This is a genomic window from Stutzerimonas stutzeri, assembly GCF_051028275.1.
GTDB classification, from domain to species: domain Bacteria; phylum Pseudomonadota; class Gammaproteobacteria; order Pseudomonadales; family Pseudomonadaceae; genus Stutzerimonas; species Stutzerimonas stutzeri_AS.
In genome coordinates this window covers 3,252,611-3,275,452 of the sequence record NZ_CP069269.1, presented here as the reverse complement: position 1 = coordinate 3,275,452, position 22,842 = coordinate 3,252,611, and the positions used below count along the sequence as shown (strand labels likewise).

Sequence of the window (22,842 nt, the reverse complement as noted above, 5' to 3'; positions counted from 1 at the left end):
CTGGTCGTCGGGTTCGTGTAGTACGCATGAGTCTCGGTGCGCTATCAGGCGTCGAGTAGCGCTAGCGTGTCCAGCGCGATCTGGCGTTCTTCATTGGTCGGTACTACCAGCACTCGGGGGCTGCCGCCAGCCTGGATCTCACCACCGACTCCGCGAATACAGCGGGCGTTGGCTTCTTCATCCAGTTTGAAGTTGAACAGCTTGAGGTGGTCCAGGGTGCGGCTGCGCACGGCTGCAGCATTTTCCCCAATACCGCCCGTGAAGATCAGGCCATCAAGCTTGGGCAGAGCGCATGCCATGCTTGCCAACGATTTGGCCAGGCGATAGCAGAACACTTCGAACGCCAGAGCGGCACCTGAGTGGCCGGCAATCTTGGCTTCGTACAGGGTGCGCATGTCGTTGGACAGGCCGGACAGGCCTTTGAGCCCGCTGTCGTGATTGAGCGCGCGATCGACCTGTTCGAGGCTCCAGCCCAGGGTGCGGTTAAGGTAGCTATGCAGGTTGGGGTCGACGTCACCACTACGAGTCCCCATTACCAGGCCTTCGAGCGGGGTCAGGCCCATGCTGGTGTCGCGGCTCTCACCGTTGACGATCGCGCAGGTCGAGCAGCCGTTACCCAAGTGAGCGGTCAGCCAACAGCTGTCCTCGACGGCAAGATTGGTCATCTCCGCGGCGCGCTTGCTGACGTAGTTGTGGCTGGTGCCGTGGAAGCCATAGCGGCGTACGCTGTGTTCCTTGTAGAGAAACTCCGGCACCGCATAACGGTAGGCATGCTCGGGCATGGTCTGGTGGAACGCAGTGTCGAACACGCTGACCTGCGGCAGGCCTGGGAAAAGCGCCATTGCAGCGTCGATTCCTACCAGGTTGGCCGGGTTATGCAGGGGGGCGAGTTGCGCACTGTCTCGAATCGCATTGAGCACCTGCTCGTCGATCAGACTGGAGCCCGTGAAGTGCTCGCCACCATGGACGACACGATGACCGATCCCGTCCAGCTTGCCGCCTGCGGCTTCCTGCGCCACGGGCAGAAGCTTTTCGAGAGCGGCACGGTGATCGGCATTTGGGATGTTCAGGCTCTGCTTGGTCTCTCCCAATTGCCAGTGCACAACAGCTTCCGGGCTGCCAAGACGCTCGGCCAGACCCTGCAGGGGAAACGTTGCTTGGGCTTCGTTGACTAGCGCGAACTTGATCGACGAGCTGCCGCAGTTAATCACCAGGATGTTTCGAGCGGACATCGGTGCTCCTTGGATGCGAAATTAATTGTTTGAATAGTCGCGTACATCTACAGGCGTGGATTCTTGCACAACCGTGAACGACGCGATGCTCTCCAAAGGTTGTATTTGAAACGCCACTTCCGACGGGGAAGTTCGTCTGCCGATGGTCCCCTAAATCGTGCGGCGGTTCGCAATCGATTCATGTCGCGGTTAGACTTTGACCTTACATTCCCCAACAAAGGTTTTGCCTCATGCAGATTGCCGCTAACAAGGCTGTGTCAATCGACTACACACTCACCAACGATGCGGGTGAAGTGATCGACAGCTCGGCCGGCGGCGCGCCGCTGGTCTACCTCCACGGTTCGGGCAACATCATCTCCGGTCTGGAAAAGGCGCTGGAAGGCAAGCAGGGCGGGGATCAGGTTCAGGTCTCAATCGAGCCGCAGGACGCTTACGGCGAGTACAGCCCTGAACTGGTTGCAACGCTCAATCGCGCGATGTTCGAAGGTGTGGATGAGCTGGAAGTTGGCATGCAGTTTCATGCGTCCGGTCCCGACGGTGGCATGCAGATCGTGACTGTTCGCGATGTTGAAGGTGACGACGTGGTGGTCGATGGCAATCACCCGCTGGCCGGACAGCGTCTTAACTTCGACGTCAAGATCGTCGACGTGCGTGAGGCCAGCGAAGAAGAAATCGCTCATGGTCACGTGCATGGCGAAGGTGGGCACCACCACTAATCGCTACCAAGCGGTAGTGGTCAGCGATAAGCCCGGTTGTTCGAACGGGCGACAGAAGCGCTTCGGTTCCCACCGGAGCGCTTTTTTACCCTCTGGAGAAGAGAGATGAGCGCGTTCCACGAGTTGGTTCTGCCCGGTTCTGGGGGCCAGGAGCTTCCCCTTGCGCCGTTGAAATCCCAGGTAACACTGGTGGTCAATGTGGCTTCGGAGTGCGGCCTGACACCGCAATATGCAGGCTTGCAGGCGCTTCATGAGCGTTATAAGGATCGCGGTTTCGGAGTGCTCGGCATTCCCTGTAACCAATTCGCTGCGCAGGAGCCGGGCAGCGACGCGGAAATCCTCCAGTTCTGCAATGAAAACTACGGCATCACGTTTCCAATCAGCAGCAAACTTGAGGTCAACGGCTCGCAGCGTCATCCTTTGTACCGGCTGTTAGCCGGAGAAGGCGCTGATTTCCCAGGCGATATCAGCTGGAACTTCGAAAAGTTTCTGGTGGGCAAGGACGGCCGCGTCCTGGCGCGCTTCTCCCCTCGCACTGCACCGGACGATCCGGCGCTGATTCAGGCCATCGAGAGCGCGCTCGGCTGAGCGCGCAATACGCCGAACGGGGCGTTTGCTACCGCCTAGCCTCTCCAAAGCGCGCCATCGCGAAGGAAACGGTACTGCAATAAGCAGCTTGGATGATGGTGTTCGTTCGAGACGACCGGTCATATGCTGGTCGACATGAACAACCAAGCTCGCAATGACAAGCGTGATCTGATCCTGGCCAAAGGCGCGCAGGTCATGATCCGTCGTGGCTATCACGGCACCGGTGTGCTGGAAATTGTCCAAGCTGCCGGCGTTCCCAAAGGCTCCTTCTATCACTACTTTGCCAGCAAGGAAGACTTTGCCTTGCAGGTATTGGAGCATCTTTATCAACCGCGGCTAGAACGCTATCAGGCGGCGCTGCTTGAGTCTCCAGTAAGCCCGCGCATGCGGATTCTTGGCTATTACCAGGACGTCGTGGCTCATTTTGCCCGGCAAGCGAGCCCGGAATATCACTGCTTCATTGGGAGTTTGAGCTTTGAAATGGCTGAGCTCTCGCAACCCATCGGCCAGCGGGTCGAGGCAATACTGTTGCGTTCGGTCCGGCTGCTGGCGAACTGCCTTGAGCAAGCGCGTGCGGTGGGTGAGGTCGATGCCGATACCAACTGCATGGCGTTGGCTGGATTTATCGGCAATGCCTGGGAAGGCGCTTTGTTGCGCATGAAGGTTGGCCGCAGCGTTGAGCCGCTGAGCATATTTCTGACCCAGCTGGAGCGTCTGCTGACGCCCCGCTGACTTTTATGGCGATCGGCGAGACGACCGGTCGCGTTTTCGATTGAAGCCAAAGGAGACAGCAATGACCGCAGCCGTGAACGCCCTGTTCCAGCCTTTCCAACTCGGTAGCCTTGAGCTGCCGACCCGCGTCGTGATGGCGCCGATGACTCGTTCCTTCTCTCCTAATGGAGTGCCGACTGCAGACGTCGTCGAGTATTACCGCCGTCGTGCCGCCTCGGGTGTTGGGCTGATTATCACCGAAGGCACGACGGTCGGTCACAAGGCCTCCAATGGGTATCCGCAGGTCCCGCGCTTCTACGGCGAAGCACCACTGGCTGGCTGGAAGGCGGTGGTTGAAGCGGTGCACGCGGCTGGCGGCAAGATCGTTCCTCAGCTGTGGCACGTGGGAAATGTCCGTCACAAGGGAACCGAGCCGGAGCCGGACGTACCGGGTTATGGCCCGATGGAGAAGCTGAAGGAGGGTCAGGTCGTCGTGCATGGCATGACCAAACAGGACATTCAGGATGTGATCGCAGCGTTCGCCCAGGCCGCTAAAGATGCCCAGGCCATAGGCATGGATGGTGTCGAGATTCACGGTGCGCACGGGTACTTGGTAGACCAGTTCTTCTGGGAGGGCAGCAACCAGCGCACCGACGAATACGGTGGAAGTCTTGCCAATCGCTCACGCTTTGCCATCGAGCTGATCGAGGCGGTACGCGCTGCTGTAGGCCCCGACTTCCCGATCATCTTCCGTTTTTCCCAGTGGAAACAGCAGGACTACACGGCGCGCCTGGTCACCACGCCTGAAGCGCTTGGCGAATTCCTCGCGCCCCTTTCTGCGGCGGGTGTGGACATCTTTCATTGCTCGACTCGCCGGTTCTGGGAGCCGGAGTTCGAGGGGTCTGATCTCAATCTTGCCGGCTGGACCCGCCAGCTCACGGGCAAACCCACCATTACCGTTGGCAGTGTTGGGCTCGATGGTGAGTTTTTGCAGTTCATGGTCAAGACTGACAAGGTGGCACAGCCGGCCAATATCGAGGGTCTGCTGGAGCGGCTGAACAAGCAGGAGTTCGATCTGGTTGCGGTGGGGCGCGCACTGATTTGCGACCCGGACTGGGCGCTGAAGGTAAAGGAGGGGCGCATGCAGGACATCCTGCCCTTTAGCCGCGAAGCGTTGAAGACCCTGGCCTAACGTGCAACGCAACGTCTAGCTGAAAGAAGCCATCCTCGCGATGGCTTCTTTTTGGGCATTGTTATTGTGAGGCCCCCGGATACCCTGACTGCTTGAGCAGCTTGGCCAGATGCACGGCGTTGCGCGCCAGCATGGCATTGGTCTTGCCTATTTTCTCGCCAGGGTCTTCTACGTCCTTGTAATCCGTCGAGCCCATCGCCTGTCCGACCCAATAGGTGCAGCCGTTGGCGGGGATGGTGAAGCCAACGTCGCTAAGCCCCTGATAGAGGCTCGCTACCACGTGATGGGCACCGTCTTCGTTGCCTACCACCGCGACGCATGCGACGCGCCCATAGGAGACCATCCGCTGCTCGTCGTCGACTTCCCCGATGAACGCGTCCAGTCGCTCCAGTACGCGCTGACATACGCTGGCTGGATGGCCAAGCCAGATCGGCGTGCCGAGAATCAGGATATCCGCAGCGAGAACCTTTTCCCGAATCATCGGCCAATCGTCACCTTCGCCTTCGTCCGAAGTCACGCCAGGCTTGATGTTGAAGTCGACAGCGCGGACCTGCTCGCAGCTAACGCCGAGCTTTTCCAGCTCGCGCTGAGCCTGACTCAGCAGTAGGCCACAGGATGATTCTTCGGGTGATGCCTTCAGTGTGCAGTTGATTGCGAGGGCGGTAAGCGCCATTGCGAGTCTCCCGGTGTGAAGTGTCCAAATCTAGACACCACAAGCGCTCGCAGTTCACGAATTAACAACCGAGGGCATCGTTGATTTACCACCCTCGCGGACCCAGAAAAGCGTCGCGGCTGCTACCGCTGCCGGCATGATCAGAAGATTAACGAAGGGGATCAGCAACGCTGCGTACGTCACCGCGCCGAGGCTCAGGCTTTTCCAGCGGCGCTGGCGCAGCCAGACCATCATTTCACCCCAGCTCAGCTTGTTGTTGTCAGCAGGATAGTCGATGTATTGCACGGCCATCATCCAGACGCCGAACAGCAGCCACAGTGGCGCCGCAACCAGGTTGACCACCGGGATAAACGACAGGATCAGCAGCGCCAGCGCACGGGGTGCGAAATACGCCAGCTTGCGTGCCTCGCGTCCGATGGTTCTTGGCAGCATGGCTAGCAGTTCGCCCCAGCTGAACGGTGGAGCGCTATCGACTCCGCGCGCCACGGTTTCCACCTTTTCAGCAAGGAAGCCATTGAATGGGGCGGCAATGATATTGGCGAGCATGGTGAAGGTGAAAAATACGATCAGCACCACCAGCACCACGAACAGTGGCCAGATCAGATATTCGAGGAACATCAGCCACTCGGGGAGGTTGGGCATGAACGCGTCGACCCAACCGCCGAACTGGCGAATGGCGAGATAGATCAGACCGCAAAACAGCAACAGGTTTACGGTCAGCGGCAAGATGACGAACAGCCTGAGGCCTGGACTAAGAATCAGCTTCAGGCCTTCGCTCAAGTACTTGGGGCCGGATAGGGCAGTTACGGGCATTGGCGATACTCCGAAAAGACGGTCCGGACCTTACCGGCTTTGCCGGAGCGGGAACAGCGACTGGCGCAATCAATAGGGTGACGCTATTGGAACGATCCGCTTTGTGCAATAGCCAGCGTTGCGCTTGCCTTTTAGGCTAACCCCCGAATCTCCTTTTTGGTTTTCAGGGCCGTCCGCTAAAGCCTTCCCCAAGTGCATGGCCGGCCCTTTTTTTAATTCTCTTCGAAATTCACCGGTTTACGCCTTAGTGGCTGCTGATCGAAGCGCACGCCCGGCAGCCCGGTATCCATTAGCGCGCGTATGTTGAGGTGGTCGGTTCCACTGGGGTTCTCCAGTACCGACTGATAGTGCTCCCCGAACGCCAGCAGCGCCTCTTCTGTGGTGAAGCCTTCCAGCACCGCGAGCCCCAGCGTCTTGCAAGAACCCTCGTTTTGTCCTGCAGCGTTCTCAACGTTGCCATTGAAAAAACGGGTTGGCTGGTAGTCGTAAGCGTTAGCGATGAAGGCTAACGTCTCGCTGAAAGGGTGGTTTCGGTTGCGCAGACTTACGCGAAAGTCTCTTAGGCTGTTCATGGCTTCTGACCCTTGTCGAAAGCGGCTTGCTGCTCAGGCGTCGCTTCCTTCTGGTATCGCTTCTTCCATTCGGCGTACGGCATCCCGTAGACCTCTTCGCGGGCCTCGTCGATGCTGACGTCGATTTCCAGATCATCCGCAGCGGCCTTGTACCACTTGGAAAGGCAGTTGCGGCAGAAGCCGGCCAGGTTCATCAAATCGATGTTCTGCGCGTCGGGTCGGCTGCGCAGATGCTGGACCAGGCGGCGGAAGGCGGCTGCTTCGAGTTCGGTGCGTTCTTGATCGTTCATCTTCTTGGATCTCGGCGTTTCAGGCGGAGGGGATCATAAACGGGCTTTGATACCTGACCAATCGTGATAGCGCTCGCGAGGCTAACTTCTTTTCAGATGCCGGCCTCCATTGACCACGATATTGCTACCGGTGGTGTAGGTGGAGGCCAGAAGAAACTGCACGGCGTCCAGCAAGGGCTGGAAGCCGGGTTCATAGGGCAACACCGCCTTGGCCAGCGTCTCTTGCTTGTAAAGCTCGTCACCATCTTCCTTGAAAATCAACAAGCCTGGAGAGACGGAGTTGACCCGGATGTTTGGCGCCAGGGTGGCTGCGAAAGACAGCGTCATGTTTTGCAACGCGGCTTTGGTTGCGGCATAGGCGATATGGCTCTTGCTACCCCGTGAAGCGCTTTCATCACATATATGGATGATGTCGCCACGTGGTGCCTGGGACAGCAGGCCAGCCAGCTCGGTATTCAGATGAAAAGGCGCTTCAACGTGGATTCTGAACAGGTAGTCCAGGTTCTCGAGGCTATCGTCCAACCATAACGATGCGTTGTGAATGACGCCACGTAGGGAGGAAACGGTAGTCCTCAGCTTTTCGATCAGCTCAATCCGGTCCTCGCGGCTCGCGAGATCCGCCTGAAAATTGAGGGCACCGTTGTGATGGCCATCAGCGATGCTTCGATTGACGGTGATGACTTCATGACCGGCATCGACAAGGCTACGCACCAATGCGTGACCGACTCTTTTGCTGGTCCCGGTAATGAGAATGGGGCTGTTCATAATGAATTCGCTAGTGCTACAGCGACTGTTTGATTCGCCATGGGTATCCGTAAATGGGCTCTTGCGTGACGGATGCTACCGATAAACACCTTAATTCTCTAGAAGCGTGGCGGATGGCCTGCTTGCTCAGTGAACATATCAATCGATGGGGTTGCGCGCACTACAGCAGGCGTCGCGTTATGACGCCTCGCTGTCGGCAGCCAGAGAGTCCGGGTGCAGCCGTTGGTGCTGCTCGTACAGGTAGGAGCGGATGCGTTCGGCATCCTTGTCCTGTGGATACTCGACTTCATAAGCGGTCATTCCATCGTCGGTATCGCGGATTCGGTGCGCATCGATCTCGAGCGAGCCCTCGCCAGGGATGGGCAGGCGCAGATGCAGATGCTTGGGCGCATCGTTCTCTGGGCCAGCATCTACCAACAGCCCATTGGGTGACAATTCATGGACACTGAGTGCGGTCTCGTTGCCGTCTTCGGAGAGCAGCGGTAAAGGCTTGTCCAGATGGAGGCGCCAGGCGCGAAGGACCGGCCCTCGTTCGTAGATGGTTGGCGATCCGAGCTGCAACTGGATCGCGCCGAACTCGCCCTGATCCACCTTCAGGGGAAACGACATGCAATAGTCCTTGAGCTCGGCTTCAAGCGTCATATTGGCTTTCGCGGCCAGCTGCAACAGCAGGCCGTTGGCCTTTTCTCCGCCGTCGATGCGAAAACCGGTATGTGGTTCGCCCGGTTCGACGGGCGAGCCACTGATGAGCTCGTTTATGTAATCCAGCTCAGCGCTGGTCAGATCGTTCTTGTTTGGCATTCCGATTTCCCTCTCCAAGGCAGCTGAACAGGCTGCCCATGCCGTTGTTGCTCCAAAGCACAGCGTCAGCTCTGTGAGATCTTCTGCCCGGACCGTCCTGCGACAGTTTAATCGGGTACAAATTCCCTGGGCCGCTGCGCTGCACACAGTTCAGATGTAAAGCTGCCCTGTCGGGAACGTGTGACGAATGGGGCATAATGTCCAGCTTTAGTTCGCAACGGAGCTCAACATGAAAGTGGCAATCCTATCCGGTACGGTTTATGGAACCTCAGAAGACGTTGCGCGCCATGCCGCTGCGATGCTCCAGTCGGCAGGCTTCGATGCCTGGCACGATCCGCGCGCGCGGCTTGCACAGGTGCTCGACTTCGAACCGCAAGCACTGCTGGTCGTAACCGCTACGACCGGTATGGGCGAGTTGCCGGACAGTTTCGTCCCGCTGTATACGGAAATTCGTGATCGACTACCGGCCTGGCAGGGCTTGCCAGGCGGTGTGATTGCACTCGGTGACGCCAGCTACGGCGACACCTTCTGCGGTGCAGGGGAACTCGTCCGGGAGCTTTACGCCGAGCTGGGTGTACGTGAAGTGCAGGAAATGCTTCGTCTCGATGCCAGCGAAACGGTTACGCCCGAGTCTGACGCAGAGCCCTGGTTGGAAAGCTTCGCCGCAGCGCTGCGCGGCTGAAGGACAGGCAGCGGCCTGCGGAGTCACTGGGCATCAGCCTGGGTGCTGCGTCGCGCGAAGGCCTGAAGCTGCGGGTAGAACGCTCGGAAATCCTGCAGCAGCGGTGTATACAGCAGTTCCAGTTCCTCCACGCCGCCGATCAGGCCTTCAGGGCGTGACAAGCGACGGCTCATGCCCGCCACAACCTGCTCCATTACGGCAAATTCACGATAACTGCCGAGCCAGTCGTGGGCAGCCATACGAGGTGCGATCAGTGCCAGCTTGCCGGGTAGCTCTGCTTCATCAAGCAGCAGCCGATAGACCCGAGCGGTGAAGTCCTGGAGAGGCTCGTTAGCGTACTGGTGCCAGTGTGCGGCCAGGCAGTGATCGAAAAACAGGTCGACCAGTATGCCCGCGTAGCGTCTGCGCTCCTGAGGGAATCGCTGCTTGGCCTGGAGCACGATTGGGTGGCTGTCGGTAAAGGCATCAATCTGGCGGTGCAGGCGGATGCCCGCTTCGATGTCGGCAGGCCAGCGGTTCTGCAATGGTCCTTTGACAAAGTCGCCGTAGAGGCTGCCGAGCAGCTGCCCGGGCCGCTCGCCGCCTAGATGAAGGTGCGCAAGATAATTCATGGGGCAAGTCTAGCAGCGCTCGCTTGCACTGAGCTTGCGTCAGGCTGCGCTGGCGACCGGCATGACGTGCGAAGGGCCATACAGCGCTTCGGCGATTGCAGTTTGGCAGCGTCGGGCAAGTGGGTTGCGTTGCATGTCGTGGCTGGATATCGGGGGCAGCAGCGTGATTTCCACGACGGCAGTGTCCTGTGCCAGTAGCCGAAACAGGTGGGAAAGCAGATCATCGTCCCCAATGAAGGGGGCTATCGGATCGATGGCACCGTTGCGCACGTATCGAATCGCGACGGGCTGGACCGGCACGCCGGTTTCGATCGCACAGGCAAGCAATCTTGAGTGAAAGGTGCGCAGTGATACGCCATCGGTAGTGGTGCCTTCAGGGAAGATCAGCAGGCTGCGACCTTGCTCCAATTCTTGGCCCAGCTGCTGGCTAAGCGACTTGCTGTCGCCATCGCCGCGCTGGATGAAGCGGGTACCGGCCTCGGTTGTCAGCCAGCCAATGACAGGCCAGTGCCGAATCTCCGCTTTGGCGAGGAAGGTCATCGGCTGCAGCATCCCCAGGAAAGGAATGTCACTCCAGGACAGGTGGTTGGCCACCCACAACATTGGCTTGTCTGGCAATTCGCCTGCCACTCGTATTTCGAATGGCAGTGCTGCTGCGAGTCGCCCGAGAAACCAACGGCACAGCCGTTGGCGCAAGTCGGAAGACGGCTTGAACCCCAGCACCGTCCGCAGTTTCAGCCCGCACGCCAGGACCAGGCCATACAGGATGACTGCGGACAGTCTGAGCAGGCGTAGATATAGCCTGATCCGGCGCATTCAGACCGCTGCCTTGAAATGCCGGGCGTAACGCGGGCAGAGCTCATCGCGCTTGAGCAGGATAAATAGATCAGCCACCTGGAAATCCGGGTCCCAGCACGGCTCACCGCAGATCTTCGCCCCCAGCCGCATGTAAGCCTTGAGCAATGCCGGTGTTTCGGCGATGACGTTGTCGGGCAGCGCAAGTGTTGGCAGTGGGTTCTTTGGGCATGCGTGCAGCAGTTCGGTCGAGAGATGACGCTCGCGCAGTCGCTGCATGATGGCCAGCGCCTGGATTCCACCATCGCGCATGGGAATGCTGGCGCAACCCATCAGGTATCGATAGCCGCCTTGATTCAATACCTCGGCCAGTTCGGCCCAGAGCACGGCGATGGTCGCGCCGTTACGGTAGGCCGGGTGTACACAGGTTCGGCCGATTTCCAGTATCGGTCCCTCAAGTTCGGCCAGACCCTGCAAGTGGAATTCATTCTCGCTGTAGAACCGTCCCAGCCGACGCGCTGTCTGGTTATCGAGCAAGCGCGTGGTTGCGACAAGCTCTCCACTACCTAAGTCGCGTACCCCAATATGACCACAGTAGGCGTCGAAGTCATCGCAATCCAGCCCAGCCTCGGTCCCTTGCATCTGGGCGCCGTATTCCCCGCTGAATACCTGATAGCGTAGCGCCTGTGCCTCACGCAAGGCATCGTCACCGAGCAGGCGTACGGCCTGCAGTTGTCGCGTTACGCGGGGGAAAGCAATGGTGGTCATGCTCGATCTCCTGGTCAGCCTGGCAGTGGCAATGCATCCGGAGCGGATGGTTGTTATGGTTGGCGTTCCGTCAGTCCGTGCTGCCTGAAGGTAGGCAGGTGCAATGTCACGGATGTTACGGATGCGTGATGCTTGGATGACGGCGGCTTAAGCCGGTGTAAATTTCGCAATTCATGGAGAGCGCGATGTCCTGGGACTCCCTGCTCGGCCCGATGCAACGCCTGCCGCAGCCTGAGGCGCTGGGTGAGTGGTTCGGCGCGGTACTGTCGTGTGGGCGGAGTGAACCATTCGAATTGGCCGTGCGCGGCGGGCGGCTCGCTGCCACGCCCGGTCTAGCCTTTCTTGCTGGCTATCAGGCGGCTCTGCGCCAGCTTGTGCCGTCTGCACCGGTGGGTATCGGTGCGCTGTGCGCAACCGAACAGCGCAGGCTGCGTCCGGCCGATATGCAGACCCGGCTGGACGCGTTGACGCTCACCGGGGGCAAGGACTTCGTCATTGCCGGGTCGGCTGCGGCCTGGTTGTTGATTCCGGCAAGGGACGAGGCGCCGGGCGAGGCGCCCAGGCTCAGCCTATGCATCGTCGGGTGCGATGCGCGGGGCGTTACGGTCGAAAACATGCCGGCTCTGCCTTTGGTGCCGGATATCGTGCATGGCCGCTTGCGCCTGGAACGGGCGCCCTGTCAGCGGCTGGCCGGCGATGGTTGGCACGATTACGTTAAGCCGTTTCGCACGCTCGAAGATCTGTATGTGCTCGTCGCGCTAGTCAGTTGGCTGTATGGAGTCGCGTCGGAATGTGCATGGCCGCAAGCGCTTCAGCTCAGGTTGATCGGCCTGCTGGCCGGCGCTGCTGAGATATCCCGGCTACCCGCAACGGAGGTTTCGACCCACCTGCTGCTGGCTGCGCTTGATGCACAATGGACCGCGACGGCACCCGCACTGGACGCATCGCTCAATGATGGCCCGGCGCACTGGGCCGAGTTGTGGCAGCGCGACCGTTCGATATTGCAACTGGCCCGACAAGCCCAGACCAAGCGGTTGGACAAGGCCGCAGCGGCCTTTGCACTGACGCCGCGAGCGATGCGATAAAGCCACCTGGACGGGAACTCTGCGCGACGGTGCGAACCTATAACAGGCGTGCCGTTGCGGCGTACGACAAGGGCCGTCGATCATGGGGAGGCGCATCCCCGTGCCTGAGTGCTTACCCAGACAAGGATTTCAATGTCTTCCAGCTGTATCCCATGTGCCTTCCCTGTGGCGTCAATACGAGGCGCGCCAGCGTGATGCTCGCAGGCGAGGTGTTTCCGTGGCGCGACGGTAATCGTTTTCGGCTGCTGCTCGACGGTCCCCAGTTCTTTCCGGAAATCTTGCAGCGTATCGATGCAGCACAGCGGCGTGTGGATATCGAACTTTATCTAGTAGAAAACGGGCTATGTGCCGACCGGCTCGTCGACTCACTGACTGCCGCATCCGCACGTGGTGTGCGGGTGCGCTGCCTGTTCGACGGTTTTGGTTGCTTGAAACTGGGGCAGAAGACGCGCGAGCGACTCCTTCATGCAGGTGTCGATCTTCGCCAGTACAACCCGCTCAAGCTGCGGCTCAAGTTTCGCAACCTTCACCGGGACCACCGCAAGCTGATCCTGATTGATGATCTGTGGTGTTTTGTTGGCGGCGCCGGTGCGACAGATGAATTCTGGAACCCGGACAAGCCGGATGAGCATTGGCACGAGGCCATGGTCGAAATCAGCGGGCCGGTAATGGAGGATTGGCGGCGTCTGTTCGAGGCACAGTGGACCCTCTGCCTCAAGCGTCGAATCTGGCAGCTGCCTCTGCCTCAACAAATGCCGAAAATTCCCGTCGCGCCTGATTCGCCCGATGGGGTAGGGCGCGTCGCTTATTCCGCAGCCCGCCAGCATCGCGACATTCTCTACAGCCTGTTGCGTAACTTGCGTCGGGCTGAGCGACGTATCTGGCTGGCCACGCCGTACTTCCTGCCAACCGGCAAGGTGCGGCGAGAGCTGATGCGTGCGGCTCGTCGCGGCGTCGAGGTGAGATTGTTGCTGACCAGCCGCAACACGGACCATCCGTCCGTGCGCTATGCCGGGCAGCGGTTCTATCCAAGGTTGCTCCGTGCAGGCGTGCGAATTCATGAATATCAGCCACACTTTCTGCACCTGAAACTGGTGCTCGTCGATGACTGGGTGAGCGTCGGCTCATGCAATTTTGACCACTGGAATCTGCGCTGGAACCTTGAAGCGAACCTTGAAGCGGTTGATTCGCAGCTTAGCGCAGACGTGGTCAAGAGTTTCGAGCATGACTTCAAGCAGAGTTTCGAGATCGACCTGCGCCAGTGGCACGCAAGGCCGCTGTATTTGCGCATGTATCAGCGAATGTGGGGCCTGCTCGACCGGCTGGTGATCAACATATTCAACCGAAGCGGTTAGTCGACGACCGGCTGGCTGCTGACCAACCACCTAACTGGGAGCGTTTCGATGGCTGCTAAGAAAATTCTCATGCTGGTCGGCGATTATGTCGAAGATTACGAAACCATGGTGCCGTTTCAGGCGCTGCAGATGGTTGGACACACCGTTCATGCGGTCTGCCCTGACAAGAAAGCCGGCGATACGGTGCGCACCGCTATTCACGACTTCGAAGGCGATCAGACCTACAGTGAGAAGCCGGGCCACAATTTCGCGCTGAACTTCGATTTCAATCAGGTGCGCGCGGAGCACTATGACGCACTGGTGGTGCCGGGTGGGCGGTCGCCTGAATATCTGCGCCTCAATCAGCAGGTAATAAGCCTGGTCAAAGCGTTTGCGGACGCGAAAAAGCCTATCGCAGCAGTCTGCCATGGCGCCCAGTTGCTGGCTGCGGCGGATGTACTCCAGGGGCGTGCGTGCAGCGCTTACCCGGCTTGTGCGCCGGAGGTCAGACTGGCAGGAGGCGAGTTCGTCGAAATAGGTGTGGATGAGGCGCACACCGAGGGTAATCTGGTCACCGCGCCTGCTTGGCCTGCTCATCCGGCCTGGCTGGCGGCATTTCTCGAGCTGCTCGGTACACGCATCAGCCTGTAAGATGCGCCGGTTGAAGAGCCCGCCGCTGGCGGGCTCTTCAGTCAATTTCAGCCCTGTCCGTGAGAACACCGATGACACAGGTAAACAATCCTCTCCACGGCGTTACGCTCGAAGCGATTCTGATCGAGCTGCACGCGCACTTTGGCTGGGACGGGTTGGCTGAGCGCGTCGATATCCGCTGTTTCAAGAGCGACCCCAGCATCAAGTCCAGTCTGACGTTTTTGCGCAGAACACCCTGGGCCAGGGAGAAGGTCGAGGCGTTGTTCGTCGAACGGCGTCGAGCAGTTAGCTAATCCGTGTCGCCAGTCACTATCACCGTTTGTCGACCTTCGTCTAATTCAGCACGTAGCGTCTCAAGTTCGTTGAGCTCCGTCCGATTCTTGTAACAGTTCGATTCGTTATGAATGACGAGTCCGAAAAGGCATTGAATCGCCACCCCTGGAGTCATGACGATGAGAAATAATGGACCGGTAAGCAACACCGAGCGGAGCTTTCCGGCGCAGCAGCGATTGATCTCTGCAACGGACACCCAGGGCAAAATCCTTTACTGCAACGACGAGTTTGTCGCTATCAGCGGTTATTCAAGAGCAGAGCTGATCGGCAGCGACCATAATCTGGTCCGCCACCCAGACATGCCGCCTGCCGTCTTCCAGGCGATGTGGGGTTATCTCAAAGCTGGCAAGAGCTGGATGGGTGTCGTCAAGAACCGTTGCAAGAATGGCGACTTCTATTGGGTTAGCGCCTATGTCACCCCAATTCTCGACGAAGGCAGGCTGACCGGTTTCGAATCGGTACGCGTCAAGCCGACAGCTGATCAGGTGGCGCGCGCCACAGCGCTTTATGAGCGCCTGCGAACTGGCAGGCCAGCGGTTTCCTTGGGCCGCCGATTCCAGGGTTGGGCGCGCATCCTGGCACTGCCTATCGGCGCTGCGATTCTGGCGTCCGCAGGTATTTTCTGGCTACCGCCTGCGATTGAAGTTGTTGTTGTGCTGGGGCTCTTTTTCGCACTGGGGCTTAGCTACCATGCGGCCACTGAACGGCAGTTGGAACGAATCATACAAAGTGTCCCGCAGGCTTTCGCTGACCCGATCGTTGCGCTGACCTACACAGACCAGCACGGCAACGCAGCACGTTTGGAGCTGGCGTTGATCAGCGAGGATGCGCGTTTGCGGACCGCTCTGACGCGTCTATCGGACCTTGCCGGACAGGTGGAGCGTGCTTCGGCGGAAGCGTCACTACTGGCCAGCCAGACCGAGAACGAGCTTCGCCAACAACGCGGCGAGACTGACATGACCGCCACCGCAGTAACAGAAATGACAGCTTCTATCACCGAGGTCGCTGGCCACGTTCAGCAGACGGCGGAAGAAGCCACTACTGCGAATTCGCTGGCCACTGACGGGGATCGGGTCGCTGCCAACTCGCGCAGAGCGATGGAAATGCTGGCCAATACCGTTACCAATATCGGCAATGCGGTAAACGAGCTGGCCGGTGAAACGCAGCAAATCATGTCCGCTGCCGGGATGATCCAGAGCATTGCGGAACAGACCAACTTGTTGGCACTCAACGCTGCCATCGAAGCCGCGCGCGCGGGGGAGCAAGGGAGGGGCTTCGCTGTCGTCGCGGATGAGGTGCGTGCGCTGGCCAGCAAGACCCGGGATTCGACTCAGCAGATACAATCCATCATTCAGTCGTTGACCAGCAAGGCTGACGAAGCGGTTGCCATCGCTCAGGTCGGCGACAAGGAAGCGGGGCAAGGGTTGGCTCAGGTGATCGAGACGCAGCAGGCGCTACTGGGCATTCGGGACGCGGTGAGCCGCATCACTGGAATGAGTCAGCAAATGGCCGCAGCTGCAGAGGAACAGGCGCATGTGGCTGAGGATATTGCCCGACAGGTCACCAGCATCGCAGTGACGACAGACCGAAACGTCAACAAAGCGGACCTCACGATGCAGCGTGGTCGTGAGCTGGAGGGCGCTGCCCGCGGATTGCGCGCGCTGGTCGAGCGCTTCAACCGCTGATAGCGCGCTGATAACAAAAAGCCCGGCATCATGCCGGGCTTTTTGCTGGTCTATCGGTTACTGCACTTCGACAGCCAGATTTTCCGCGATCTTCTGCTGCCAGATCGCCGGGCCGGTGATGTGCACCGACTCGCCATTGGTATCGACCGCAACGGTGACTGGCATGTCCTTCACCTCGAACTCATAGATGGCTTCCATGCCCAGTTCGGCGAAGGCCAGCACCTTTGACTTCTTGATTGCCTGAGCCACCAGATAGGCAGCGCCACCAACAGCCATCAGGTAGACAGCCTTGTTATCCTTGATCGCGTCGATGGCGATCGGGCCGCGCTCGGACTTCCCGATCATGCCCAGCAGGCCGGTGCTTTCCAGAATCTGGCGGGTGAACTTGTCCATTCGCGTCGCAGTGGTTGGGCCTGCAGGACCAACCACTTCGTCACCGACGGGATCGACCGGGCCGACGTAGTAGATGAAGCGACCCTTCAGGTCCACTGGCAGCTCTTCGCCTTTGTTCAGCATGTCGACCATGCGCTTGTGCGCAGCGTCGCGGCCCGTGAGCATCTTGCCGTTGAGCAGCACGGTTTCGCCCGGCTTCCAGCTCTGCACCTCTTCCGGGGTGATGGCGTCAAGATTGACGCGACGTGCGCTTGGGCCAGCTTCCCAGACGATCTCGGGGTAAGCATCCAGCGGTGGCGGGGTCAGTTCCGCGGGCCCGGAGCCGTCCAGCACAAAGTGTGCGTGGCGCGTGGCGGCGCAGTTCGGGATCATGCAGACCGGTAGCGAGGCAGCGTGGGTCGGGTAGTCCATGATCTTGACATCGAGCACGGTAGTCAGCCCGCCCAGGCCCTGAGCACCGATACCCAGCTGGTTGACCTTCTCGAACAGCTCCAGACGCAGCTCTTCGATGCGGTTCTGCGGGCCGCGGGCTTTCAGTTCATGGATGTCGATGGACTCCATCAGAACTTCCTTGGCCATCACCGCAGCCTTCTCGGCCGTACCGCCAATGCCAATGCCGAGCATGCCCGGTGGGCACCAACCTGCGCCCATGGTCGGAACGGTCTTCAGTACCCAGTCGACGATCGAGTCGGATGGGTTGAGCATGGCCATCTTCGACTTGTTTTCCGAACCGCCGCCCTTGGCCGCGACGTCCACTTCAACCTTGTCACCGGGAACGATGGAGTAGTGGATAACGGCCGGGGTGTTGTCTTTGGTGTTTTTGCGGGAGCCTGCCGGGTCGGCCAGAATCGACGCGCGCAGGACGTTCTCCGGCAGGTTGTAGGCGCGACGAACACCTTCGTTGATCATGTCGTCGAGGCTCATGGTTGCGCCGTCCCAGCGTACATCCATGCCCACGCGTACGAACACGGTGACGATGCCGGTGTCCTGGCAGATCGGCCGATGACCTGTCGCGCACATCCGCGAATTGATCAGTATCTGTGCCATGGAGTCGCGAGCTGCTGGCGACTCTTCGCGCAGGTAGGCCTCGTGCATCGCCTGGATAAAGTCGACGGGGTGGTAATAGGAAATGAACTGCAAAGCGTCTGCAACGCTTTGTATCAGGTCGTCTTGCTTGATCACGGTCATGCAGCGCGTCCTCTTGGCGGGGCGGAGACAAGGCATGTCGTAATAATCAACCGACACGCTCAGGTAAAAAAAAGCGCGGCAGTATAACCTGCTGTTGCAATGGGTACACAGACGGACTAAAGGTGAAGGGATGCACAGTGGAAACAGCAGAGGACGGGCTTTTGTCAGGTGCCGTCCGGCAGCGTTGGACGGCCCGTCAGACGTGCGGCTCTTGCCCAAGGTCAAGAGGGAAAAGCGCCACGAAGGTTGGGTGCAATTCATACCGCTCGTCGCGCACGTCCGCGTATTGCTAGGGTTTGATAGTTTTTGTGAACTGCTCCGCGTAAAGTGTGTCGGATTGCCACTATGGGACGGATTCCATGCGCGCTGGCCGTGACGAAAGCGAACAACAAGGATTGCAGGCATTGGTCATCAAGCGCTTCGGCATGGCTGCGGCCACCTATGGCCTGGCGCTTGTGCTCACCTGGGTGACTGTAGCTGCAGGGTTCTACGAAGCGCCGGTCGAGACCGCTTTGGCTGGGTCCGTGCTGATTGCTGCCAGCCAGTTGATTTTCTTCTGGGTGTTCTACCGGGGCTATAACCTACGCTTTCGCGACCCTAGTCTGACTGAGCCACAAGTGCTGGTTGCTCTGCTGTGGTTGACGTACTTCTTATTCAATCTCGGTGATAACCGCGGATCGATGTTGGTGCTGTACGTGCTGGTGCTCATGTTCGCCGTGTTTCTGCCCCCCAAGAACTTCCTTCGCTACGCCGTGCTGGCGTTGTTGAGCTTCGTCGGCATGTTTGCCTTCGACGCGCACATGGGGCAATTGGAGGATCCGCAGACGGCGATGCTGCAGGCAGGTGTGCTGCTGGTCACCCTGGTCTGGATGTGCTTGTTCGTTGGCTATGTATACCGGTTGCGCCAACGCATGCGTCAGCGTCGCTTTGCGCTACAGGCGCATCAGGAAACGCTGCGGGGCATGATGCGGCAGCTCGAAGATCTGGCTTCGACTGATGAGCTGACCGGCCTGTACAACCGGCGCCACTTTCTACGCAAGGCGGAAGCTGAGCTCGGTCGGCTTCGGCCGGGGCATCAGTCCGGCCTTGCCTTGATCGACCTCGACTATTTCAAGCGAATCAATGATCAGCATGGTCACGCCGTGGGTGATCGCGTGCTCCAGAGCTTTGCCTGCGTAGCACGTTCCTGCCTGCGGGACGATGACATTCTGGCCCGCTATGGTGGCGAGGAGTTCGTTCTGTTGTTGCCGAACACAGACGCCGAGCAGTTCCGGGCATGTTGCGAGCGTCTGCGCGAAGCATTTGCCAACACTCGACCACCGGAAGGAAATGCTCCGGCTGGGCGGCTCAGTCTATCGGTCGGCCTGACGCTTCTTCGCGAAGGTGACAGCCTAGACGACGCTTTGCAACGTGCTGATGATGCGCTCTATCGAGCCAAGGGCAACGGGCGCAATCGCTGTGAGGCAAGCTGGACGGCGGTTAATGCCTGAGATCACGCACGGCGATCGAACCTGGCTTGTAGCCGAGGGCAGCAATTTGCTGGATGCGCTCAACGGTGCCGGTGTGAGGGTGCCGTTCAGCTGTCGAGCGGGGAGCTGCCAGGCTTGTCTGGTGCGCTGTGTTCGAGGCGAACCGCAGGATGACCGCCCGCATGCGCTCGATCCGGCCCGTCGAGCGGAGGGGTGGAGACTCGCTTGCCAATGCAGTGTGGTGAGGGATCTCGCTATTGAAATCTTCGATCCAGAGCGCCAGGGCCTTAAAGCATATGTGGAAGGTCTAGATTGGCTGGACGAACACATTCTTCGATTGCGGTTGATTCCCGAGCGTCCTGTGCGCTACGAGGCAGGTCAGCACGTGCTGTTGTGGAATGATCAAGGCGTAGCCCGGCCTTACTCGGTGGCAAGCTTACCGGGAGAAGAGCCCTGGCTGGAGTTTCATCTCGATTGCCGCCATAGCGGTGCATTCTGCGACTCGGCCCGCGATCTGGTTCTCCATGACACCCTGCGCATTGGCCAGCCGCGCACAGGTGCACTGCGCTATGAGCCTGATTGGCAGATGAGGCCGCTATTGCTGCTGGCTGCCGGTACGGGTCTTGCCCCGCTCTGGAGCTTGGTGCGCGAAGCGCTTCGCGCTGGCCACCTCGGCCCGATTCGGCTGCTGCATTTTTGCCGGGGCGAGTCCTATCTGCGAACCTCGCTTGATGACCTTGCCGAGCGACAGGGCAACCTGAGTATCGAGCAGGTCGATGGGGTAGAGGCAGCAGGCCGGCTTCGATCGTTGCGCGTAGCGTCGCGTCAGGAAGTTGCGCTCATCTGCGGAGGGCGCGAGTTTGTAGATGAGTGCGCGAGGCGCATGTTTCTGGCGGGGTTGCCACGGGGACAGGTCCTGAGCGACACCTTTCTGACCCGCAGTCAGGGGTGACAACCCCTAGCAAGCATCAACGTCCGATATGAACCACGCGCCAGGCACTACACCGGTACCTGGCGCGCCGCGCCCATCAGGTCAGGGAGTCGCCCACACGAAGGATTTTCATGGTGTTGGTGCCACCGGTACCGTGATAGGTGTCGCCCTTGGTCAGGATCACCCAGTCGCCAATGCTGACGATATTGCGTTGCAGCAACTCGTCCACCGCAGCCTGGCTGACCTTGTCCGCAGGCAGCGCTGCCGGGTCGAACGGGATCGTCTGCACGCCGCGGAACATCGCAACGCGCGCTTGAGTGTCGCGATGAGGCGAAAAGGCAAAGATGGGTACAGACGAACGAATCCGCGACATGATCAGCGGCGTGTAGCCGCTTTCGGTCAGGCTGATGATGGCCTTGACGCCCGGGAAGTGGTTCGCCGTGTACATCGCCGCCAGTGCGGTGCTTTCGTCGCTGCGCTCGAAGCGCTGCCCAAGGCGGTGGCCGGACTTGATGCTCGTGGGATGCTTTTCGGCACCGACGCAAACGCGTGCCATGGCCTTGATCGCTTCGACGGGATACTCACCGGCAGCGCTTTCGGCCGAGAGCATCACCGCGTCGGTGTAGTCGAGCACCGCGTTGGCTACATCGGATACCTCGGCACGAGTCGGCATCGGGTTTTGAATCATCGACTCCATCATCTGAGTCGCGGTGATCACCACTTTGTTGTTGCGGCGTGCGTGCAGAATGATTTTCTTCTGTATGCCAACCAATTCTGCGTCACCAATCTCAACGCCAAGGTCCCCTCGGGCGACCATCACCCCATCGCTCGCGCGGATCAGGCCGTCAAGCGCTTCGTCATCGGCCACGGCTTCGGCGCGTTCGATCTTGGCGATCAACCAGGCGCTGGAACCTGCTTCGTCTCGCAAGCGGCGGGCCAGTTCCATATCAGCGGCATCTCGGGGGAAGGACACGGCCAGGTAATCCAGATTCATGTCCGCGGCCAGCTTGATGTCGGCCTTGTCCTTGGCGGTGAGCGCTGGCGCGGTCAGGCCGCCGCCGCGGCGGTTGATGCCCTTGTTGTCAGAAAGTGGGCCGCCGATGAGTACGGTGCAGTGGAGTTCGTCGGCAGTGGCGTTGTCTACGCGCATCACCACGCGACCATCGTCGAGCAGCAGCTCGTCGCCGACGCCGCAATCCTTGATCAGGTCAGGGTAGTCGATCCCGACCACTTCCTGGGTGCCGGCGTCGCGCGGGTGGGTGACGGAGAAACGGAAGCTATCGCCTTCTGACAGTTCGATGCGCTTATTGCTGAACTTGGCGATGCGGATCTTCGGGCCTTGCAGGTCGCCCAGCAACGCAACGAAGCGACCATGCTTTGCGGCGATATCCCGTACCAGTTGCGCCCGGGCGCGGTGTTCGTCCGGCGCACCGTGTGAAAAATTCAGGCGGGCAACATCCAGCCCTGCAACGATCATTTTTTCCAGCACCTCAGGCGAGCTGCTGGCCGGCCCTAGGGTGGCGACGATTTTGGTACGGCGCGAGATCATTCACTGCTCCTTTTTCAGAATGGTCGCGAGGCTACTATGCCTGGCGGCTGTAGTCATTGTTGGGCTGCACTACTCTTTCAGAAGCGCAGGAAAGGTCGGCATAGAGCAATGCCGGCTGCCGAGTGGACTGCAGTTTTCTGGCAGCTGGTCGATAACCGGCATCGGAGGAACCACCCATGCGCACCCTGTTCATATTTGCTCTACTGACCCTCAGCGTAGGCTGCAGCAGCAGAAACGCCCTCGATCGTCACCTCGATACCGCTTATAAGCACTACGAGCTGGGCGATTGCGCCAAGGTCATGCTCGAACTTTCGCAGGCCGAGCGCCGTGCTCGACCCCGCGACAACCTGCAGCCTGAGATATCGCTATTACGCGGCCAGTGCCTGGAACGGCAGGGCCTGTTTGTCGACGCGGCACAGACCTATCAGTTCATCCAGTCGCGTTATCCCGCCAGCGAATATGCGTTTCGCAGCCGCGCCCGCTTGGAGACGCTTCGTCAGTTAGGGCACTATCAGCCTGAGGTGCAGGTGACCACTCACCCCACCAAACCATAAGCGACCCCAGTTGGGCGGCTGGAAGGAAATCCAATGCGTACGGCATTGATGATCATGAGTGTTCTGGCGTCTCCTGTTGCCAGCGCAGACATTTATCGTTGGGTCGATCCCAACGGTAATGTGCATTTCAGCGAGAGGCGGCAGCCAGGCGCCGAACAAGTCGAGGTGCGGCCGCAGGTGATCGATCGGGATGATGCGGCCCGAGCGCGCGAGGCTCGAGCGGAGCGGTTCTTCGGTGCGCGCCGGGACGAGCAACAGGCCGCAAGCGCGGCGGCAAGTGCGCGTCGCGCCCAGCAAAAGCAGGAATGCCAGCAATTGCGCAACCGTCTGTCGGGTCTGTCGAAAGGGGGACGCTACTTTCGTGCCGATGCAAAGGGAGAGCGTGTCTACTACAGTGATGAGGAAATAGGGGCGGCGCAGCGGCAGTTGGCCAGTCTTATCAGTAAGAACTGCAGCTGAGT

26 protein-coding genes are annotated in these 22,842 nt (G+C 59.6%); 14 read left to right on the top strand and 12 right to left on the bottom strand.

The annotated features are described in order from the left end of the window. Window positions 1–44: 44 nt before the first annotated feature. Window positions 45–1,232, bottom strand: coding sequence for an acetate kinase (locus tag JQR87_RS15210; RefSeq protein WP_407295589.1), 1,188 nt, complete (start codon window positions 1,230–1,232; stop codon window positions 45–47). Window positions 1,233–1,462: 230 nt separating this feature from the next. On the opposite strand from JQR87_RS15210, the gene JQR87_RS15205 reads away from it, so the two are divergent. From JQR87_RS15205 to JQR87_RS15190, 4 genes are all read left to right on the top strand, one after another. After that, entirely contained in the window at window positions 1,463–1,948 is a 486-nt protein-coding gene (locus JQR87_RS15205; RefSeq protein ID WP_407295591.1) for an FKBP-type peptidyl-prolyl cis-trans isomerase, read from the top strand. Between the two features lie 105 nt (window positions 1,949–2,053). After that, window positions 2,054–2,536 (top strand): glutathione peroxidase, encoded by a 483-nt coding sequence (locus JQR87_RS15200; RefSeq protein WP_407295594.1) that lies wholly within the window; start codon window positions 2,054–2,056, stop codon window positions 2,534–2,536. Between the two features lie 135 nt (window positions 2,537–2,671). Next, window positions 2,672–3,268, top strand: coding sequence for a TetR/AcrR family transcriptional regulator (locus JQR87_RS15195; protein ID WP_407295597.1), 597 nt, complete (start codon window positions 2,672–2,674; stop codon window positions 3,266–3,268). A gap of 61 nt (window positions 3,269–3,329) precedes the next feature. Then, on the top strand, window positions 3,330–4,439 hold the full coding sequence (locus tag JQR87_RS15190; protein ID WP_407295599.1) for an NADH:flavin oxidoreductase: 1,110 nt from the start codon (window positions 3,330–3,332) through the stop codon (window positions 4,437–4,439). A gap of 61 nt (window positions 4,440–4,500) precedes the next feature. On the opposite strand, the gene JQR87_RS15185 is transcribed toward JQR87_RS15190, so the two are convergent. From JQR87_RS15185 to JQR87_RS15160, 6 genes are all read right to left on the bottom strand, one after another. After that, window positions 4,501–5,112, bottom strand: a complete 612-nt coding sequence (locus JQR87_RS15185) for a flavodoxin family protein (RefSeq protein ID WP_407295600.1) — start codon at window positions 5,110–5,112, stop codon at window positions 4,501–4,503. A gap of 54 nt (window positions 5,113–5,166) precedes the next feature. Continuing rightward, a complete protein-coding gene (gene cysZ, locus JQR87_RS15180) occupies window positions 5,167–5,925 on the bottom strand; it encodes a sulfate transporter CysZ (RefSeq protein WP_407295604.1) in 759 nt (252 codons plus the stop codon). A gap of 212 nt (window positions 5,926–6,137) precedes the next feature. Next, complete coding sequence (locus tag JQR87_RS15175) at window positions 6,138–6,497, bottom strand: HopJ type III effector protein (RefSeq protein WP_407295607.1); 360 nt, start codon at window positions 6,495–6,497, stop codon at window positions 6,138–6,140. Further along, window positions 6,494–6,787: a DUF1244 domain-containing protein gene (locus tag JQR87_RS15170; protein WP_407295610.1), complete on the bottom strand. Its 294-nt coding sequence runs from the start codon at window positions 6,785–6,787 to the stop codon at window positions 6,494–6,496. Before JQR87_RS15170 ends, JQR87_RS15175 begins: the two co-directional genes overlap by 4 nt. A gap of 81 nt (window positions 6,788–6,868) precedes the next feature. Then, entirely contained in the window at window positions 6,869–7,552 is a 684-nt protein-coding gene (folM, locus tag JQR87_RS15165) for a dihydromonapterin reductase (protein ID WP_407295613.1), read from the bottom strand. Between the two features lie 177 nt (window positions 7,553–7,729). Then, on the bottom strand, window positions 7,730–8,353 hold the full coding sequence (locus JQR87_RS15160; RefSeq protein WP_407295616.1) for a PilZ domain-containing protein: 624 nt from the start codon (window positions 8,351–8,353) through the stop codon (window positions 7,730–7,732). Between the two features lie 229 nt (window positions 8,354–8,582). Between JQR87_RS15160 and JQR87_RS15155 the strand changes: the two genes are divergently transcribed. Continuing rightward, entirely contained in the window at window positions 8,583–9,035 is a 453-nt protein-coding gene (locus JQR87_RS15155) for a flavodoxin (protein WP_407295619.1), read from the top strand. 23 nt (window positions 9,036–9,058) lie between these two features. Here JQR87_RS15155 and JQR87_RS15150 read toward each other — a convergent pair whose 3' ends face one another. Genes JQR87_RS15150 through olsB form a run of 3 tightly spaced genes read right to left on the bottom strand, consistent with a single transcriptional unit; the run spans window position 9,059 to window position 11,209 of the window. Then, window positions 9,059–9,646 carry an ACP phosphodiesterase gene (locus JQR87_RS15150; RefSeq protein ID WP_407295622.1) on the bottom strand — a complete coding sequence of 196 codons (588 nt, stop codon included), beginning with the start codon at window positions 9,644–9,646 and terminating at the stop codon, window positions 9,059–9,061. Between the two features lie 39 nt (window positions 9,647–9,685). Beyond that, a complete protein-coding gene (locus JQR87_RS15145) occupies window positions 9,686–10,462 on the bottom strand; it encodes a lysophospholipid acyltransferase family protein (RefSeq protein ID WP_407295624.1) in 777 nt (258 codons plus the stop codon). Continuing rightward, a complete protein-coding gene (olsB, locus tag JQR87_RS15140; RefSeq protein ID WP_407295627.1) occupies window positions 10,463–11,209 on the bottom strand; it encodes an L-ornithine N(alpha)-acyltransferase in 747 nt (248 codons plus the stop codon). Window positions 11,210–11,394: 185 nt separating this feature from the next. Here olsB and JQR87_RS15135 point away from each other — a divergent pair, with 185 nt between their 5' ends. The 5 genes from JQR87_RS15135 to JQR87_RS15115 all read left to right on the top strand — a co-directional run bounded on the left by JQR87_RS15135 (window position 11,395) and on the right by JQR87_RS15115 (window position 16,297). Continuing rightward, entirely contained in the window at window positions 11,395–12,294 is a 900-nt protein-coding gene (locus tag JQR87_RS15135) for an acyl-CoA dehydrogenase (RefSeq protein ID WP_407295630.1), read from the top strand. 194 nt (window positions 12,295–12,488) lie between these two features. Further along, a complete protein-coding gene (locus tag JQR87_RS15130; protein ID WP_407297682.1) occupies window positions 12,489–13,649 on the top strand; it encodes a phospholipase D-like domain-containing protein in 1,161 nt (386 codons plus the stop codon). 48 nt (window positions 13,650–13,697) lie between these two features. Further along, window positions 13,698–14,279: a DJ-1/PfpI family protein gene (locus JQR87_RS15125; protein ID WP_407295632.1), complete on the top strand. Its 582-nt coding sequence runs from the start codon at window positions 13,698–13,700 to the stop codon at window positions 14,277–14,279. A 71-nt stretch (window positions 14,280–14,350) separates the two neighbouring features. Beyond that, entirely contained in the window at window positions 14,351–14,572 is a 222-nt protein-coding gene (locus tag JQR87_RS15120) for a VF530 family DNA-binding protein (RefSeq protein ID WP_407295635.1), read from the top strand. A gap of 159 nt (window positions 14,573–14,731) precedes the next feature. Beyond that, entirely contained in the window at window positions 14,732–16,297 is a 1,566-nt protein-coding gene (locus JQR87_RS15115; protein WP_407295638.1) for a methyl-accepting chemotaxis protein, read from the top strand. Between the two features lie 57 nt (window positions 16,298–16,354). On the opposite strand, the gene JQR87_RS15110 is transcribed toward JQR87_RS15115, so the two are convergent. Beyond that, window positions 16,355–17,878 carry a fumarate hydratase gene (locus JQR87_RS15110; protein ID WP_407295641.1) on the bottom strand — a complete coding sequence of 508 codons (1,524 nt, stop codon included), beginning with the start codon at window positions 17,876–17,878 and terminating at the stop codon, window positions 16,355–16,357. Window positions 17,879–18,237: 359 nt separating this feature from the next. Between JQR87_RS15110 and JQR87_RS15105 the strand changes: the two genes are divergently transcribed. Continuing rightward, the gene (locus JQR87_RS15105; protein WP_407295643.1) at window positions 18,238–19,368 is read left to right on the top strand and encodes a GGDEF domain-containing protein; all 1,131 of its coding nucleotides are present in this window, start codon (window positions 18,238–18,240) and stop codon (window positions 19,366–19,368) included. Further along, window positions 19,361–20,299, top strand: coding sequence for an iron-sulfur-binding ferredoxin reductase (locus JQR87_RS15100; protein WP_407295646.1), 939 nt, complete (start codon window positions 19,361–19,363; stop codon window positions 20,297–20,299). Before JQR87_RS15105 ends, JQR87_RS15100 begins: the two co-directional genes overlap by 8 nt. Before the next feature lie 76 nt (window positions 20,300–20,375). Here JQR87_RS15100 and pyk read toward each other — a convergent pair whose 3' ends face one another. Further along, window positions 20,376–21,827 carry a pyruvate kinase gene (pyk, locus tag JQR87_RS15095; RefSeq protein ID WP_407295647.1) on the bottom strand — a complete coding sequence of 484 codons (1,452 nt, stop codon included), beginning with the start codon at window positions 21,825–21,827 and terminating at the stop codon, window positions 20,376–20,378. Window positions 21,828–22,003: 176 nt separating this feature from the next. Here pyk and JQR87_RS15090 point away from each other — a divergent pair, with 176 nt between their 5' ends. Then, a complete protein-coding gene (locus tag JQR87_RS15090; protein ID WP_407295650.1) occupies window positions 22,004–22,381 on the top strand; it encodes a tetratricopeptide repeat protein in 378 nt (125 codons plus the stop codon). Between the two features lie 33 nt (window positions 22,382–22,414). Next, window positions 22,415–22,840, top strand: a complete 426-nt coding sequence (locus JQR87_RS15085) for a DUF4124 domain-containing protein (RefSeq protein ID WP_407295653.1) — start codon at window positions 22,415–22,417, stop codon at window positions 22,838–22,840. Window positions 22,841–22,842 lie beyond the last annotated feature (2 nt).

Excerpts from the sequence above, each read along its gene's own strand:
- JQR87_RS15185 (WP_407295600.1), bottom strand. The coding sequence starts at position 5,112 with ATGGCGCTTACCGCCCTCGCAATCAACTGCACACTGAAGGCATCACCC.
- olsB (WP_407295627.1), bottom strand. The coding sequence starts at position 11,209 with ATGACCACCATTGCTTTCCCCCGCGTAACGCGACAACTGCAGGCCGTA.
- JQR87_RS15130 (WP_407297682.1), top strand. The coding sequence starts at position 12,489 with ATGCTCGCAGGCGAGGTGTTTCCGTGGCGCGACGGTAATCGTTTTCGG.
- JQR87_RS15195 (WP_407295597.1), top strand. The coding sequence starts at position 2,672 with ATGAACAACCAAGCTCGCAATGACAAGCGTGATCTGATCCTGGCCAAA.
- JQR87_RS15205 (WP_407295591.1), top strand. The coding sequence starts at position 1,463 with ATGCAGATTGCCGCTAACAAGGCTGTGTCAATCGACTACACACTCACC.
- JQR87_RS15125 (WP_407295632.1), top strand. The coding sequence starts at position 13,698 with ATGGCTGCTAAGAAAATTCTCATGCTGGTCGGCGATTATGTCGAAGAT.
- JQR87_RS15160 (WP_407295616.1), bottom strand. The coding sequence starts at position 8,353 with ATGCCAAACAAGAACGATCTGACCAGCGCTGAGCTGGATTACATAAAC.
- JQR87_RS15115 (WP_407295638.1), top strand. The coding sequence starts at position 14,732 with ATGAGAAATAATGGACCGGTAAGCAACACCGAGCGGAGCTTTCCGGCG.
- JQR87_RS15155 (WP_407295619.1), top strand. The coding sequence starts at position 8,583 with ATGAAAGTGGCAATCCTATCCGGTACGGTTTATGGAACCTCAGAAGAC.
- JQR87_RS15120 (WP_407295635.1), top strand. The coding sequence starts at position 14,351 with ATGACACAGGTAAACAATCCTCTCCACGGCGTTACGCTCGAAGCGATT.
- JQR87_RS15210 (WP_407295589.1), bottom strand. The coding sequence starts at position 1,232 with ATGTCCGCTCGAAACATCCTGGTGATTAACTGCGGCAGCTCGTCGATC.
- JQR87_RS15145 (WP_407295624.1), bottom strand. The coding sequence starts at position 10,462 with ATGCGCCGGATCAGGCTATATCTACGCCTGCTCAGACTGTCCGCAGTC.
- cysZ (WP_407295604.1), bottom strand. The coding sequence starts at position 5,925 with ATGCCCGTAACTGCCCTATCCGGCCCCAAGTACTTGAGCGAAGGCCTG.
- JQR87_RS15105 (WP_407295643.1), top strand. The coding sequence starts at position 18,238 with ATGCGCGCTGGCCGTGACGAAAGCGAACAACAAGGATTGCAGGCATTG.
- JQR87_RS15175 (WP_407295607.1), bottom strand. The coding sequence starts at position 6,497 with ATGAACAGCCTAAGAGACTTTCGCGTAAGTCTGCGCAACCGAAACCAC.
- JQR87_RS15090 (WP_407295650.1), top strand. The coding sequence starts at position 22,004 with ATGCGCACCCTGTTCATATTTGCTCTACTGACCCTCAGCGTAGGCTGC.
- JQR87_RS15100 (WP_407295646.1), top strand. The coding sequence starts at position 19,361 with ATGCCTGAGATCACGCACGGCGATCGAACCTGGCTTGTAGCCGAGGGC.
- JQR87_RS15190 (WP_407295599.1), top strand. The coding sequence starts at position 3,330 with ATGACCGCAGCCGTGAACGCCCTGTTCCAGCCTTTCCAACTCGGTAGC.
- JQR87_RS15170 (WP_407295610.1), bottom strand. The coding sequence starts at position 6,787 with ATGAACGATCAAGAACGCACCGAACTCGAAGCAGCCGCCTTCCGCCGC.
- pyk (WP_407295647.1), bottom strand. The coding sequence starts at position 21,827 with ATGATCTCGCGCCGTACCAAAATCGTCGCCACCCTAGGGCCGGCCAGC.
- JQR87_RS15110 (WP_407295641.1), bottom strand. The coding sequence starts at position 17,878 with ATGACCGTGATCAAGCAAGACGACCTGATACAAAGCGTTGCAGACGCT.
- folM (WP_407295613.1), bottom strand. The coding sequence starts at position 7,552 with ATGAACAGCCCCATTCTCATTACCGGGACCAGCAAAAGAGTCGGTCAC.
- JQR87_RS15150 (WP_407295622.1), bottom strand. The coding sequence starts at position 9,646 with ATGAATTATCTTGCGCACCTTCATCTAGGCGGCGAGCGGCCCGGGCAG.
- JQR87_RS15200 (WP_407295594.1), top strand. The coding sequence starts at position 2,054 with ATGAGCGCGTTCCACGAGTTGGTTCTGCCCGGTTCTGGGGGCCAGGAG.
- JQR87_RS15135 (WP_407295630.1), top strand. The coding sequence starts at position 11,395 with ATGTCCTGGGACTCCCTGCTCGGCCCGATGCAACGCCTGCCGCAGCCT.
- JQR87_RS15085 (WP_407295653.1), top strand. The coding sequence starts at position 22,415 with ATGCGTACGGCATTGATGATCATGAGTGTTCTGGCGTCTCCTGTTGCC.